16 protein-coding genes and 1 pseudogene are annotated in these 13903 nt (G+C 73.7%); 11 read left to right on the plus strand and 6 right to left on the minus strand.

Annotated elements, in window-relative coordinates:
• Positions 1–10 precede the first annotated feature (10 nt).
• From JOD64_RS17785 to JOD64_RS17795, 3 genes are read left to right on the plus strand one after another with little or no spacing between them, the layout of a single operon-like run.
• On the plus strand, positions 11–883 hold the full coding sequence (locus JOD64_RS17785) for a PHP domain-containing protein (RefSeq protein WP_204943241.1): 873 nt from the start codon (positions 11–13) through the stop codon (positions 881–883).
• Positions 884–923: 40 nt separating this feature from the next.
• On the plus strand, positions 924–1538 hold the full coding sequence (locus JOD64_RS17790; RefSeq protein ID WP_204943242.1) for a MarC family protein: 615 nt from the start codon (positions 924–926) through the stop codon (positions 1536–1538).
• Positions 1539–1552: 14 nt separating this feature from the next.
• On the plus strand, positions 1553–2503 hold the full coding sequence (locus JOD64_RS17795) for a RecB family exonuclease (protein WP_239559558.1): 951 nt from the start codon (positions 1553–1555) through the stop codon (positions 2501–2503).
• A gap of 21 nt (positions 2504–2524) precedes the next feature.
• Here the strand turns inward: JOD64_RS17795 and JOD64_RS17800 are convergent, their stop codons facing one another.
• Together JOD64_RS17800 and JOD64_RS17805 are read right to left on the minus strand one after the other, a co-directional pair.
• Positions 2525–3388, minus strand: coding sequence for an oxygenase MpaB family protein (locus JOD64_RS17800; protein WP_204943244.1), 864 nt, complete (start codon positions 3386–3388; stop codon positions 2525–2527).
• A gap of 50 nt (positions 3389–3438) precedes the next feature.
• The gene (locus JOD64_RS17805; RefSeq protein WP_204943245.1) at positions 3439–3867 is read right to left on the minus strand and encodes a Fur family transcriptional regulator; all 429 of its coding nucleotides are present in this window, start codon (positions 3865–3867) and stop codon (positions 3439–3441) included.
• Positions 3868–4070: 203 nt separating this feature from the next.
• Here JOD64_RS17805 and JOD64_RS17810 point away from each other — a divergent pair, with 203 nt between their 5' ends.
• Positions 4071–4553: a DUF2231 domain-containing protein gene (locus tag JOD64_RS17810; RefSeq protein ID WP_204946119.1), complete on the plus strand. Its 483-nt coding sequence runs from the start codon at positions 4071–4073 to the stop codon at positions 4551–4553.
• Between the two features lie 19 nt (positions 4554–4572).
• Here the strand turns inward: JOD64_RS17810 and JOD64_RS17815 are convergent, their stop codons facing one another.
• On the minus strand, positions 4573–4905 hold the full coding sequence (locus JOD64_RS17815; RefSeq protein WP_204943246.1) for a hypothetical protein: 333 nt from the start codon (positions 4903–4905) through the stop codon (positions 4573–4575).
• A 104-nt stretch (positions 4906–5009) separates the two neighbouring features.
• Here JOD64_RS17815 and JOD64_RS17820 point away from each other — a divergent pair, with 104 nt between their 5' ends.
• The gene (locus tag JOD64_RS17820) at positions 5010–5192 is read left to right on the plus strand and encodes a hypothetical protein (RefSeq protein WP_204943247.1); all 183 of its coding nucleotides are present in this window, start codon (positions 5010–5012) and stop codon (positions 5190–5192) included.
• A gap of 58 nt (positions 5193–5250) precedes the next feature.
• Here JOD64_RS17820 and JOD64_RS17825 read toward each other — a convergent pair whose 3' ends face one another.
• A complete protein-coding gene (locus JOD64_RS17825) occupies positions 5251–5901 on the minus strand; it encodes a flagellar biosynthesis protein FlgA (RefSeq protein ID WP_204943248.1) in 651 nt (216 codons plus the stop codon).
• Positions 5902–6131: 230 nt separating this feature from the next.
• Between JOD64_RS17825 and JOD64_RS33805 the strand changes: the two genes are divergently transcribed.
• Positions 6132–6419 (plus strand): hypothetical protein, encoded by a 288-nt coding sequence (locus tag JOD64_RS33805; RefSeq protein WP_307814010.1) that lies wholly within the window; start codon positions 6132–6134, stop codon positions 6417–6419.
• 62 nt (positions 6420–6481) lie between these two features.
• On the opposite strand, the pseudogene JOD64_RS33810 reads toward JOD64_RS33805, so the two are convergent.
• Together JOD64_RS33810 and JOD64_RS17835 are read right to left on the minus strand one after the other, a co-directional pair.
• Positions 6482–6640 (minus strand): annotated as a pseudogene (locus JOD64_RS33810) (FmdB family zinc ribbon protein); the annotation flags it as partial.
• Positions 6637–7287, minus strand: coding sequence for a 5-formyltetrahydrofolate cyclo-ligase (locus JOD64_RS17835; protein ID WP_372434157.1), 651 nt, complete (start codon positions 7285–7287; stop codon positions 6637–6639). The gene JOD64_RS17835 and the pseudogene JOD64_RS33810, both read right to left, overlap by 4 nt.
• 112 nt (positions 7288–7399) lie before the next feature.
• On the opposite strand from JOD64_RS17835, the gene JOD64_RS17840 reads away from it, so the two are divergent.
• The 5 genes from JOD64_RS17840 (at position 7400) to sepX (ending at position 13701) form a co-directional block, all read left to right on the plus strand.
• The gene (locus tag JOD64_RS17840; RefSeq protein ID WP_204943251.1) at positions 7400–9706 is read left to right on the plus strand and encodes a diguanylate cyclase; all 2307 of its coding nucleotides are present in this window, start codon (positions 7400–7402) and stop codon (positions 9704–9706) included.
• Positions 9707–9715: 9 nt separating this feature from the next.
• On the plus strand, positions 9716–10678 hold the full coding sequence (locus JOD64_RS17845) for a UTP--glucose-1-phosphate uridylyltransferase (RefSeq protein WP_204943252.1): 963 nt from the start codon (positions 9716–9718) through the stop codon (positions 10676–10678).
• Complete coding sequence (locus JOD64_RS17850) at positions 10675–11988, plus strand: molybdopterin molybdotransferase MoeA (protein WP_204943253.1); 1314 nt, start codon at positions 10675–10677, stop codon at positions 11986–11988. Before JOD64_RS17845 ends, JOD64_RS17850 begins: the two co-directional genes overlap by 4 nt.
• Positions 11989–12090: 102 nt before the next feature.
• A complete protein-coding gene (locus tag JOD64_RS17855; protein ID WP_204943254.1) occupies positions 12091–12741 on the plus strand; it encodes a GNAT family N-acetyltransferase in 651 nt (216 codons plus the stop codon).
• A 177-nt stretch (positions 12742–12918) separates the two neighbouring features.
• Positions 12919–13701: a divisome protein SepX/GlpR gene (gene sepX / locus JOD64_RS17860; protein ID WP_204943255.1), complete on the plus strand. Its 783-nt coding sequence runs from the start codon at positions 12919–12921 to the stop codon at positions 13699–13701.
• Positions 13702–13903 lie beyond the last annotated feature (202 nt).

Genomic DNA, 13903 nt, shown 5'->3' on the forward strand with positions numbered 1-13903 from the left:
GCGTCGGACGGTGACCTCGCGTACCGGCTCCGCCCCGCGGATCGACCTGCACACCCACTCGACGGCCAGCGACGGCACGCTGAGCCCCACCGAGCTGGTTCGCGCTGCCTCCATGGCCGGGCTGGACGTGCTCGCGATCACCGACCACGACACCACCGCCGGCTGGCGGCCGGCCGTGGACGCGCTGCCGCCGGGGCTACGCCTGATCCGGGGCGCGGAGTTGTCCTGTCGCTGGTCCGGCACGCAGCCGGCGGTGCCGCTGCACCTGCTGGCGTACCTGTTCGACCCGGACCATCAGGATCTGGTTGCCGAGCTGGCCCGGGTGCGGGCCGCCCGGGAAGAACGCGGCGAACGGATGGTCGCGCTGCTGCGCGCCGACGGCATCGACGTGAGCTGGCCGGACATCCTGGCCGGTGCCGGCGGCGGCACCGTGGGCCGCCCGCACATCGCGCAGGCGCTGATCCGGGCCGGTCTGGTCGGCAGCACCCGGGAGGCGTTCGGCCCGGACTGGCTGGGCGAGCGGTACCGGCTGCCCAAGGACGACATCGACGTGTTCCGGGCGATCCAACTGGTCCGGGCGGCCGGCGGCGTGCCGGTCTTCGCCCATCCCCGGGCCACCCGGCGCGGCCGGGTGGTGCCCGACGAGCTGATCGCCGAACTGGCCGCCGCCGGGCTGGCCGGGCTTGAGGCCGACCACGAGGACCACAGCCCGGCTGAGCGGGAGCACGTACGGGGGCTCGCCGCCGAGTGCGGCCTGTTCGTCACCGGCTCCTCGGATTTCCACGGCACCCACAAGACCGTCCAGCTCGGCGAATTCAGCACAAGCGTCGAGGCGTACGAGCGGATCGTCGCCGAAGGGGTGACCGAGGTCGCTTCCGGCTGATCCCGGTTTCGCCGGATGGCGGCACGGCTAGGTTGATCACGTGGATCTGAAGCTGTTCGGCGAGGTCTTCGTGACCCTACTGGTGATCACCGACCCGCCGGGCATGATGCCGATCTTTCTGGCGTTGACCGGCCCGCTGCCCGCCCGCGACCGCAATCGGGCGGCCTGGCAGGCGGTCACGCTGGCGTTGGGCGTGATCGTGGTCTTCGCGGTGGCGGGGCAGACCCTGCTGGACTACCTGCACGTGGACCTGCCGGCGTTGCAGGCGGCCGGTGGGCTGCTGCTCGTGCTCGTCGCCCTGGAGTTGCTCACCGGCAAGACCGACGGCCCCAGCTCGGACGCCACCTCGAACATCGCGCTGGTGCCGCTCGGCACGCCGCTGCTGGCCGGCCCGGGCGCCATCGTGGCGACCATGCTCTTCGTCCAGCAGGCCGACGGGCTGGGCGACTACACCGCCATCGCCGTGGCGATCCTCGCCGTGATGCTCGCGGTCTGGATCGTTCTCCGCTTCTCCGGCGGCATCGTGAAGATCCTGCGCCCCGGTGGGATCGAGGTGCTGACCCGGATCGCCGGCCTGCTGTTGGCCGCGATCGCCGTGCAGCTCATCGCCGACGCGGTGTTCGCCTTCGTGACCCAGTACCTGAACATGACCTGACCGGCCCACCGACGATGTCGGGGGTGGGTGGCAGGATCGCAGGCGTGCGACGATCCTCCTCAGCGGGACGGCCGGCGGCCGGTGGCCGGGCTCCCCGACAGCGCGCCGGCGGTGCCGAGCAGCTTGGCTTCGAGGGCATGCCGGAGCGCCTGTTCGTCTGCACACCGAGCAGACTCGGCGCGTACGCGGACTGCCCACGCCGCTACCGCTACTCCTACGTCGACCGGCCGGCCCCGCCCAAGGGCCCGCCGTGGGCGCACAACTCCCTCGGTGCCAGCGTGCACACCGCCCTGAAAAACTGGTATGCGCTGCCCGCCGACCGGCGTCGCCCCGAAGCCCTGGCCACCCTGCTCAAGGGCACCTGGGTCCGCGAGGGTTACCGCGACGACGAGCAGGAGCGGGCCGCCTACCGGCGGGCGTTGGGCTGGTTGGAGGCGTACGTCGAAACGCTTGAGGCCGACTCCGACCCGCTCGGCGTGGAGCGGGTGGTGGCGGTCAAGACCGCCGTGCTGGCGTTCAACGGTCGCGCCGACCGGATCGATTCGCGTCCCGGGCCCGACGGGCCGGAGCTGGTGATCGTCGACTACAAGACCGGTCGCACCGGGCTGGACACCGACGACGCCCGGGGTTCACAGGCGTTGGCGCTCTACGCGTACGCGGCCGAGCGGGTGTTCCGCCGGCCGTGCCGTCGGGTGGAGCTGCACCACCTGCCGACCGGCACGGTCGCCGGCCATGACCACACAGTCGAGTCGCTGGCCCGGCAGTTGACCCGCGCGGAGGAGACGGCCCGCGACATCATGGCCGCCGAACGGGCGGTCGCGGACGGCGCGGACGCGGACGAGACGTTCCCGGTGGCACCCGGCCCGCGCTGTGGATGGTGCGACTTCCGGCGGCACTGCCCGACCGGAGCGCAGGTGCCGGGCAAGGAGCCGTGGGCGGCCATGGACCGGCACACCGACGGCTGACCTCCGGTGGCGGCGGCCGGGTCAGCCGGCCAGCGGGGTGGCAGCGTGACGCGCGGCCCGCTCCTTGGCGGCCTGGATCAACGGCCCCTCCAGATAGCGACGGGGGACGGCGGCGAACGCGAGCCGCAGTGCGCGCACGGTCAGGTCCGCCGACACCGCCGTGGTGGGTAGACCGAGCCCGCCGTACATGCGGCGTGCCCAGGCCGGCAGCAGCGCGAGCGCGGTGCCGGCGATTCCCAGGTACGCCCAGCGCGGAGGGCCGAGGGTGAGCCCCAACCGGGCCGGCAGGCTGAGCTTCCACGGCAGCGGCGGGGCAGTGAGGAAGAGCGCCGTCTCGGCGGCCTCCCGGGTCATCCGCAACTGCGGCCGTACGGCGCGGTAGTAGTCGGCGACCTCGGCCGCGGTGCCCGGGACGGTGGCCGGGTCCAGGCCGACCAGGGCGGCGGAGCGCCGCTGCTCGGTGTAGTAGCCGTCCACCTCGTCGTCGGTGAGCGGCAGCCCGGCACGCCGAGCCGTGCTGAGGAACGACTCGACCTCGGTGACGTGCACCCACCGCAGCAGGTCCGGATCGTCGATCCGGAACTCGACGCCGGTCGCGGGGTCGGTGGCCCGCATCCGGGCGTGCAACCGGCGCAGCCGGGCCCCGGCGGCCTCCGCCTCGGCGGTCGTCCCGTAGACGGTGGTCGCCACGTAGTTGGCGGTGCGGACCAGGCGGCCCCAGGCGTCGGTGCGGTAGTTGCTGTTCTGCGCGACCCCGGCCATCGCCTGTGGGTGCAACGCCTGAAGGTAGAGCGAGCGCAGGCCGGCGACGATCAGGATCGGCTCCTCGTGCACCTTCCACGTGACCGAACCCGGACCGAAGAGGCCGAGGTCATCGGAGTCCACGGCCCAAGAGTGCCACGCCGGGGCCGCCCTCGTCGGCCACGTGCCGCCGGTCAGGCGTCGGCCAGGCGGCGGGCCCGGCAGCCTGGGCAGAGGCCCCAGAAGGTCACTTCCGCCTCGTCCACCTCGAACCCGTGCGCGACGTTCGGCTCCAGGCACGGCGCGCCGCCCACCGCGCAGTCGACGTCGGCGATCTCGCCGCAGCCCCGACAGACCACGTGGTGGTGGTTGTCGCCCACGCGTGCCTCGTAGCGGGCGGGACTGCCGGCGGGCTCGATCCGACGGGACAGCCCGGCCCGCGACAGCGCACCCAGCACGTCGTAGACCGCCTGGGTGGAGACCGAGTCGAGGCGTTCCCGGACGCGCCGGGTGATCTCGTCGACCTCCAGGTGGCCGCCGCCGGCCAGCACGTCGAGCACCGCGAGGCGTGGCCGCGTGACACGCAGGCCCTTTGATCGCAGCAGCTCCTCGGCAGCGGACATTGGCCAATGACAGCACGCGCGACCAGCATCGACAACCGTCGCCCGGCTCGGGTGGCCACCGACACAGCCGGGAAGGCCCGAGGCGCGGCCTCGCGACGGTGAACCCGATCGAGGCGGCGCGCGTGTGTCCGGTCGAGAGCCAGGGGACGGTCGGAGGACCGTACGCTGACCATCCCCTGACCATGATCGACCTGGAGGGTTCGATGTTCGAGGAGATCCTGGGTCTACCGGTACACGTCCTGGTGGTCCACGCGGTTGTCGTGTTCGTGCCGCTGCTGGCGGTGCTGGCCATCGCGTACGTGGGGCTGCCGCGGTGGCGGCACCGGCTGGACTGGGCCCTGGGCCTCCTCGCCGTGGTCGCGCCGGTGACCGCCTACGTGGCCGTCAAGTCGGGTGAGGCATTCACCGACGCGCTGGTCGCCCGGGGCTTCCAAGGTCAGATCCTCGACCAGATCTTCGAGCACTCCCGCTACGGCGACATCCTGTTCCGCATCGTGGTGCCGCTCGGGATCGTGGCCATCCTGCTGCTGGTCGCCACCAGTGGGCACCCCCGGGTGCCGCGGCTGCCGGCGCTGGTCACCCCCGTGCTGGCGGTGGCGGTCGTGTCGCTGTCCATCGCGGCCCTGGTCTACGTCTATCTGACCGGCCACACCGGCGCCGAGGCCGTCTGGGGAACCACCCTCTGACCTGCGGGCCCGGCGCGGGTCAGAAGATGACCCGCGAGCAGAGCAGGCAGACCACGATCACCAGCACCACGCCGGCCGCCACGCCGAAGCCGTAGGTGACACGCTGCGAGCGCTGCTCAGCCACGTCCAGGTCGGCCATGTCCTGCGGCGGGAGCTGTCGCGGCGGCGCCGGCTGCAGGTGTACGGGTGGACGCCAACCGCTCGGCGGCGGCACGCTCGGCGGCGGACCGGCGTACCCGCCCGCGGGGGTGTTCGTGGGCGCGGCGGGCGCTTGGTGCGCCGCCGCCTCGTCACCGGTGCCGGGCCGTCGCCAGTAGTCGTCCGGGGTGCTGCCACCGCTGGGGGTCGTCACGCCGTCCGACGCTACCAACGCGGTCGGCGGCCCGTTCGTTTCTGGCCGGCGTGCCACCGTCGGCGACCGGTCTGCTGGTATCGGCTGCGCTAGTCTTGCCGCTCGTGAGCACCATGGACCCCGGCACGCAGGGCGCGCGCGGCGACGACGACCGCTCCGTCGACCTCAGCGAAGACTTCGTGGTGCTGCCCGAGCAGACCTCCGACGACACCGACCGTGGCTGGGGCGAGCGGGCGGGCGGCAACGACGACTGGCTGCTCGCCGAACGCCCTCCGCACTGGGACTGACGCAGACGCTCCGGCCACTTCGCCGCGAACGGGTGCACCCGATGGTGGGGGCTCGCGCTCAGCCCCGGACGACGATGGCGAACCGGGTGCCTTCCGGAAGCCCGACGGCGCGTTGCGCCTGGTCGGGGCGGAGCGCCAGGTAGAGCGCCGAGGACTCGTCGGTCGCCCCGGTGCCCAGCACGTCCAGCACCAGCGCCGCCGGAGCGAGCAACGTCGCCTCGGTGCCCACCCCGTCCGGCGCCGCCGAGAGCAGATCCACCCTGGCTCCGGGGCGGACCACCGCCAGCGTGGCCGGCTCGGCCAGCCGGACCGGCAACCCGACAGCGCCGCTCGGCAACGGCAGCGGGCTTCTCGTGCCACTTCCGGCGGTCGTGCCGCCGGTCGGCGAGGGCCCCGCCGTTCCGCTTCCGCCGGTGGAGCCTGGCCTGTCGGTGGAGCCTGCGCCGTCGGTGGAGCCTGGCCCGTTGGTAGAGCCTGCGCTGTCGGTGTTGGTCGGCCCGGCCCCGTCGACCTTCCTGGTCGTGCCGTCCGCTCCCGCCGACGCGTCGGAGGGCACGGTGGTCGGCGGGCAGGCGGTCGGAGTGTGCAGAACGGCGGCGGCCAGGCCGAGCAGCGCGGCGACCAGGCCGGCTCGGAGCAGGGTGCGCCCGCCGGGCAGGGTGAGCCGACGCAGCGGGCGCAACGCCCGCGCCGAGTCTGGATCGCCCATCGTCTCTGCCGCCTCCCGTCCACGGGTGTCGCAGCGACACCCGTGGCGGCAGGTTAGGCCGTTCCAGGCGGTGGCAGCCGGCCGTCGGTCGGTGCCTGTGGACAACCGGCTGGCCTGTGGACAACGTCCGCCAGTCGGCTCAACCTGCTATGGCACGGCGGTGATCGCCGGAAGGCCGAGGAGGGCGCGCGGTCAGGCCAGCCGGAACAGACCGACGTCCGTGAACCCGAGTGGATCAAGGCCCGACCCGGCGAGGTCGGGCGACGAGTCAGGACGCGGAGCTGGCCGCCGGAGCCTTGCCGCCGCTCGACCCGCCCGACGAGGAGGACCCCGACGAGGACGACGAGCCGGAGGAGGACGAGCCTGAGGACGACGAGCCCGAAGATGAGGACGACGAGGACGAACCGGACGACGATGAGCCCGAACCCTCACCGGAGGACGACTCGGACTTCGCCGGCTTGCTGGTCGTGCCGCCGGCCGTCGCCTCGGAGCCGGACGCCCGCGAGTCGGTGCGGTAGAAGCCCGAGCCCTTGAAGACGATGCCGACCGAGTTGAAGACCTTGCGCAGCCGCCCCTGACACGCCGGGCACTCGGCCAGCGGCTCGTCAGTGAAGGACTGCACCGCCTCGAGCTGGTGACCGCACGTGGTGCAGGCGTACTGGTACGTGGGCACGTTCTCCTCCGGATCTGGGCTCAGCCAGTTGGCACTCGACGTATTCGAGTGCCAATGGTGCGTCATTCGCCCCGGGTTCGTCCAGCGGACGTGTGGGGCGCGACATCATGCGCCGCACCCGGGCCGGCGTCAAGCGTACGCACCCCGTCGGCGGGGGTGACGACCGCGCGGACAAGACGGTCGTGCGGCTCCGCCGGCAGCGCCTCGACCAGCTCCCCGTCGTGCAGCGGCACCACCGTCAGCGTCGCCTCGGGCACCCGGGCGAGTGCCCGGTCGTACGAGCCGCCGCCGCGCCCGAGCCGCCGCCCGAGGCGGTCGACCGCGACAGCCGGTACGACCATCAGCTCCGCCTCCGCCACGGCGGCCACCCCGAGACGGGCACCGGTCGGCTCCCGGATACCCCGACCGGCGGCGATCAAGGCCCCTGGCCCGGTATACGTCGCCCAGTCCAGATCCAGATCGGCGAGGAGCACCGGCAGCAGCAACTCGGCATCGGTCGGCAAGGCCGCCCGCAGCACCTCCGGCAGATCAGCGCCGCCCGGTTCGGAGCCCACCGGTACGTACGCCGTCATGCGGCGCGGACGCAGCCGGCGTACCAGCGCGACCAGCTCGGCCTGCACGCGCCCGGCGGCGACGGCCCGGGCGGGGCCGCTCAGCGACCGGCGGCGGGCGAGCAGCTCGGCGCGGGCATCCCGCTTCGCCGCACGGGTCACTTCTGCTTCATCAGAAAATTCCGCCACGCAACACTCCTGACGCAACGCCTCTCCCACGGTTGCACTGTGTCAGCATCGCAAGCAACGGAGGCGGAACTTCCGGGGGGACCGAGTGACGCTACGCGGGCGGTTGACGGCAGCCTTCCTCGTAGTGGTGCTCGGGCCGGTCCTGCTCGGCGCGCTGTTCGTCGCCTCCACCGTCACCGCCGTCGACCGCAGCCGCTCCACCGAGCGCCTGTCGGTGGCGGCGTCCACCGTGCGTACCTCGGTCGACGCGCTCTGCCAGCAGCTGCGCGCCACCGCCGACGCGGTGGCCCTCACCGCCGATCCGGCCGTCGCCGCCGCCCAACTTGTCGGCCGAGGCCTGGCCGCCGCAGTGCTGATCACCGACGTGAGCGGTCGGGTCACCTACGTCTCGCCCGGCGCGCCGCCGACGCCCTGGCGGGCCTGCTCCGGCTCGACGACCGATGCGGCCAGCCCGATTCGGGCGCTGGCCGCCCAGGTCGACCTGCGCGACCGCGCGGGCGCCCTGCTGGGCACGGTGACCGCCGCGCAGCTGGTCGACCCGGCCTTCGTGGCCCGGCTGGCGGCGGTGACCGGGGTGGCGGTCACCCTGCTCGACAGCGCAGCGAGCCCCGCCCGGGTCACCCACACGACCGAGTCCCGAGAGGTACGCGACGCGGTGCTGGCCGCCGCCAGCGCCGTCGATGGCGAGCGGGTCATTGAGACGAGCGAGGGCCGGTACGTGCGGAGGATCGGGCCGTCCGACACGCAGCCGCTGCCACTTGTGGTCTCCGTGCCCAGCGAGCGACCGCAAGGGCTGCACGCCACGCTGGTCGGGGTGGTCGTGGTGGCCGGGTTGCTCGCCGTGCTGACCGCCTGGCGGCTGGCGCGGGTGACCACCCGACCGCTGGCCGAGTTGGCCGGCGCGGTCGACCGGGTGGCCCACGGCGACCTGACCGCCCGTGTGCCGGTGCGCAGCCGTGACGAGCTGGGGCGGTTGGCCGCCGCGTTCAACCGGATGACCCGGGAGACCGGGTCCTACGTCGCGGCGCTCACCAGCAACCGGGACCAGCTCCGCGGTCACCTCGCGGTGCTCGGTGACACCCTGGCCAGCACGCACGACCTGCAACGCATCCTGCGGGTGATCCTGCACAGCGCCATCGGAGCCACCGGCGCGCGCGCCGGCGCCGTACTGCTGGTCGAGACCGGCGGGGTGCTCGTCGCACAGTGCACCGAGGGGCTGGACGGACGCTGGCCGGAGGGGGACGCGGACGGGTCGCAGACGCTTCGGGTGCCGGTGGGCGTCGGCGTGGTCGGCGCCGTCGCCGCCACCGGGGAACCGCAGCGGGGAAGGGCCGAGCCGACCGAGGCCCCGTCGGGTGAGCCGCGCTGCCGCACGTACGTGGCGGTCCCGTTCGCCGCCCCGGCCACCCCCGGCGGATCCTCCGGGCCGGTCGACGAGGCCGGCGCGCCCGCGGCCCTCGGCGTGCTGGCCCTCTACGACCGGCTGGGCGCCGACGAGTTCGATGACGACGACCTGGTCACCCTGCGCACCTTCGCCGGCCATGCGGCGGTGGCGGTCGACAACGTCCGGGTGCACGAGGAGGCGCAACGGCTCTCCCTCACCGACCCGCTCACCGGGCTGTGGAACTACCGCTACCTGCGCGAGTCGATCCGGCGGGAGGTGGAACGCGCCAGCCGCTTCGGGCGGATGCTCAGCGTCCTCGCCCTGGACCTCGACCGGTTCAAGGACGTCAACGACACGTACGGGCACGCCGCGGGGGACACCGTGCTGGCCGAGTTCGCCCGGCGGGTGCGTGGGGAGATCCGGGAGGTCGACCTGGCCTTCCGGCAGGGCGGTGAGGAGTTCGTGCTGCTGCTGCCGGAGACCGACGCCCGGGGCGCGGCCATCGTGGCCGAGCGACTCGGCGCGGCGGTCCGCGAGACACCGATCGCCGTCGAGGCGTACGCCGGGCCGGTCGTGGTGACCGTGTCGGTGGGCATCGCCGTCTACCCGGACAACGGCAGCACCGGACGGGAGGTGCTGGAAGCCGCCGACGACGCGCTCTACGCGGCCAAGGCGGCCGGCCGCGACACGTACCGGGTCGCTGAGGTGCGCCCGGACGTGGTGACCCGGGAGATACCGGTGCTCGCGGGCGCCGTGAGCCCACCCGACGGGCTGCCGCGCGCCGGCCAGCCGGTGCAGGCCATCCGGGAGCCGGGCGGGCCCGCCCGGTCGGACTTGGCTGTGGGCGTACCGGAAGGGTCGCCTGCGCACGCACGGCCCGACGCGACCGACGATCCGGCGGACATCGACGCGGAGGCGGCCCGAGCCGGCCCGGATGCCGCGCGGCCGGGGCCGGCTGGCGGCGCGTCTTCTGGGCCACACCCGCCGCGGCAGAGCCGTGGCCGATAGTCTCGCGGCATGTCGGAGCACTCAGCGAACCCCTCATCGACGGTCGCCGCAACCGGCCGTCCCCTGGCGGTCAAGGCCGTCATCCCGGCCGCCGGACTGGCCACCCGGTTTCTGCCGGCCACCAAGGCGGTGCCCAAGGAGTTGCTGCCGGTGGTGGACCGGCCGGTTCTGCAGTACATCGTCGAGGAGGCCACCCAGGCCGGCATCGGCGACGTGTTGCTGATCACCGGGCGGGGTAAGACCTCGATGGTGGACCACTTCGATCGTCGCCCCGACCTGGAGACCAGGCTGGAGGAGAAGGGCGACGCCGAGCGGCTGGCCGCGGTGCGTCGGCCCAGCGAGCTGGCCGAGATCTACACCGTGCGGCAGCCCGAGCAGCTCGGGCTCGGCCACGCGGTCGGGTACGCCGAGTCACACGTCGGCGACCAGCCCTTCGCGGTGCTGCTCGGCGACGAGTTCGTCAAGCCGTCGGAGCCGCTGCTGCCGGCGATGCTGGAGCTGCAGGCCCGCACCGGCGGTGTGGTGCTCGCCTTCTTCGAGGTCGACCCGGCCGAGACCAAGCGGTACGGCATCGCCTCCGTCGAGCCCGCCGAGTCGGAGCTCACCGACATCGGCGAGGTCGTCAGGGTGACCGGGATGGTGGAGAAGCCGCAGCCGGAGGACGCCCCGAGCAACCTCGCGGTGCTCGGCCGTTACGTGCTGCCGGGCAAGATCTTCGACGCGATCCGGCGGACGAAGCCGGGCAGCGGCGGCGAGATCCAGCTGACCGATGCGATGGAGCTGCTGCGCACCGAGGGCACCCCGGTGCACGCGATCGTCTACCGGGGCACCCGCTACGACACCGGTATGCCGCTGGGTTACCTGCAGACGGTGGTGCAGATCGCCGCCGAGCGCGAAGACCTGGGCGCCGAGTTCCGGTCCTGGCTGGCCGACTTCGTCAAGGCCGACGCGGCAGGCGGATCTGGTACATGACCGCGACGGCCGACGCCGAGGCGGCCGCGAACGAGTTGACGCCGCTCGCCGACTACCTGGGCAGCGTGCTGCGCAGGTTGCGCGCGCTGCCGCCACTCGACCTCGATCTCACCCAGGCGCACGGCAACGTCCTCGCCGAGGACGTCGTCGCGCCGCACGCCTTCCCGGCCTTCGACCAGGCGGCCGTGGACGGTTACGCCGCCCGCTGGGAGGACATTTCGGGAGGGGGCCGGGGCCCGAGCTACGTCCCGGCCCCCTCCGGCACGCCCGGCGGCCGGACCATCCGACTCAACGTGGTCGGCGATCTCGGCGCCGCGAGCTGGCGGCCGGTCCGGCTCACCCCCGGTTCGTGCTTCTCGGTGGCCGCCGGGGCGCCGCTGCCAGTCGCCGCGGACGTGGTGGTTCCGGTGGAGTGGACCGACCAGGGCATGGCCGCGGTCGAGATCTTCCGCACCCCCAAGCGGGGCTACGGGGTACGCCGAGCCGGTGAGGAACTGCCCGCCGGCACCCTGCTCGCCCGGGCCGGCACGTACGTCTCCCCGGCCCTGGTGGCGGTCTTCGCCGCCACCGGTATCGGGCACGTGGTGGTCCGGCCCAGCCCACGGGTGGTCATCGTGGCCACCGGCGACGAACTGGTCGACGTGGGTCGGGGCAGTCAGCCGGGGCAGGTGGTGGACGCGAACTCGCACGCGCTGACCGCCGCCGCCGCCGAGGTGGGCGCACTGGCGTACCGGGTTGGCATCTGCGACGACGACCCGGAGGGGCTGCGCGGGTTGTTGGAGGACCAGACCCTGCGCGCCGACCTGATCATCACCACCGGGGGCACCGGCACCGGCCCCGGAGACATGGTGCGCCGGATCCTGTCCCGCCGCGAGGGGGGCCGCGCCGGGCCGGTCACGTTCACCGACGTGGCGCTCTATCCCGGCACCGCGCTCGGGTTCGGCACCGTCGGCGCCGAGGAGGTGCCGGTGGTCTGCCTGCCCGGCGACCCGGGCGCCGCGTTGATCGGCTTCGAGGTGCTGGCCCGCCCCGCCATCCAACTCCTCGCCGGCGCCGAGCCGGTGTTCCGACCCAGCGTGCGGGCGCACCTGCTGGAGACCGTGTCGTCCCCGGCAGGGCTGCGCGAATTCCGACCCGCGCACGTCGCCGAGCGGCGCGGCGGCGGATACACGGTGCAGCCACTCAGTGGTGGGCCGTTCACCCTCTCCGGGCTGGCCGAGGCCAACGGGCTGCTGGTGCTCGGCGAGCGGGTCACCACCGCCGCCGCAGGCTCCACCGTGGACGTCCTGCTGATGGACCGCCGCCGATGACGGTGATCCGGTCGGCCCGGTCGCGGTCTGCGTCAGGTGCTCGTCGGTGCACGTGGTGAGTCCACTTGCGCGCGACACGGTCCCGCGCGGGAGACTGTGCGGGTGAGCCTTTTCGGACCCCCGCGGGCACCGGGCTGGCCGGTGGAGTTGGCGGACGGCCCGGTGCTGCTGCGGCCCTATCGGCGCTCCGACGCCACAGCGTGGTCGGAGGTGCGGCGCGCCAATCGGGCCTGGCTCGCACCCTGGGAGTCGTCGCTGCCCGGCGGTTGGGACGAGCTGAACTCGCCGGCCGCGTTCCGCTGGGTGCACCGTGACCAGCGCCGCTCGGCCCGTGAGGGTGAGGGCATGCCGTTCGCGGTCTGCCTGCGCGAGGCCAACCGGGATCGGCTGGTCGGGCACATCAACGTGGGCAGCATCGTGCGGCGGGCCCTCTGCTCCGGCTATGTCGGCTACTGGGTGGACGCCCGGGTCGCCGGCCAGGGGGTGATCCCGACGGCGCTCGCCCTCGCCGTGGACCACGCGTTCGGCCCGGGTGGCCTGCACCGGGTGGAGGTCAACATCCGTCCGGAGAACCGGCCGTCCCGGCGAGTGGTGGAGAAGTTGGGCTTCCGCGAGGAGGCGTACCACGTGCGCTACATGCACATCGACGGTGCGTGGCGGGACCACATTGGATACGCGATGACGAGCGAGGAGATCGCTGCCGAGGGTGGCCTGCTGGCCCGCTGGCATCGGGTACGCGCCGCCACCCGGTGAGCCGTCCCACGGACGGGATCGGCGCGGCGCGGTGGCATCCCGGTCGGTGCGCCGTAACCTCAAGTAACTGCAAGCTACGGCAAGCGCTCCCCGGCCGGACGATCCACGCACCCAGGCGCGATCGGTGGAAGATCCTGCGGTCAGGTGACGGTTGCTTCGAATTCGGTGACGGGAGGGGTGAGGGTGCCGACCTCGGTGCTCCTCGCCGTCCTCGCCGCCGCCGGCCTGCTCGCCCTGGCCCCGGCACTGGTTCGCCGGTACGACGCCACCGAGCGGCTGGTGGCGGAGCGGGCGCAGTCGACGGCGCGGGTGCTCCAGCGCCGCCGGCGGCGCCGCACTGTGCCGGGACGGCAGCCCGTCCACCCTCCGCGCGCGCTGATCGTCACCCTCAGCGAGGACGCGACTACAGGAGCGTTGACCGCCCCGGTCTCCGCACCCCCGGCCGGCCGCCGCTCCGGTCGACTGCGCGCCGTGCCACCCGCACCAAAGCGGTCCCGCCGTCGCCCGCCGCCCCGCCGACAGCACACGCCCGCCGTGTACCGACGTCGCCGGGTGCTCGCCGCTCTGCTCCTGCTCAACGTCGTCGAGTTGATCGGCGTGCTGTTCGTCAGCCCCGGCTTCTGGATCGGCTTCTCGGTCACCTTCCTGCTCCTGGCCGCGTACGTCGTCCACCTGCGCGGTCAGGCCCTCGCCGGGCAGCGCCGCCGCCGCGCTCGCGCCCGCGAGGCGGCCTGGCTGGCCGCGCGGCAGGCCGAGGTGCGCCGGGAGCAGGCCCGCCGGGCCGCGGCCCGCCGAGAAGCGCAGCGCCGCCTGGCCGCCCAGCGCGAGGGGGTACGCCGAGCCGCGATGGGCCTGGACCGATCCGGCGACCTGCCGGCAGCGGTCAACGGCGGATCGGTGTCCTACCGACGGTCGGGCGGGCTGCGCGGGCGCCCCTACGAGGCCGGCCGAGGCGCCTGACCGCCCGACAATGCTGCGACCCGCTGACCAGCGCACCTCCGAGCCCGGCGGGTCGCAGGGTTGGCGTGCTCCGTGCCCGGCGGGTGGCGGGTTGGCGTGCTCCGTGCGCGGCCGGTAGCGCGCCGTGCGTGTGTGCGCGGCGGGTTGATCGACTCCATGTCGCCGATGTGGGGGTTTCCCGATGGATGGATGCCGCCCATGT

Source organism: Micromonospora luteifusca, assembly GCF_016907275.1.
Classification (GTDB): domain Bacteria; phylum Actinomycetota; class Actinomycetes; order Mycobacteriales; family Micromonosporaceae; genus Micromonospora; species Micromonospora luteifusca.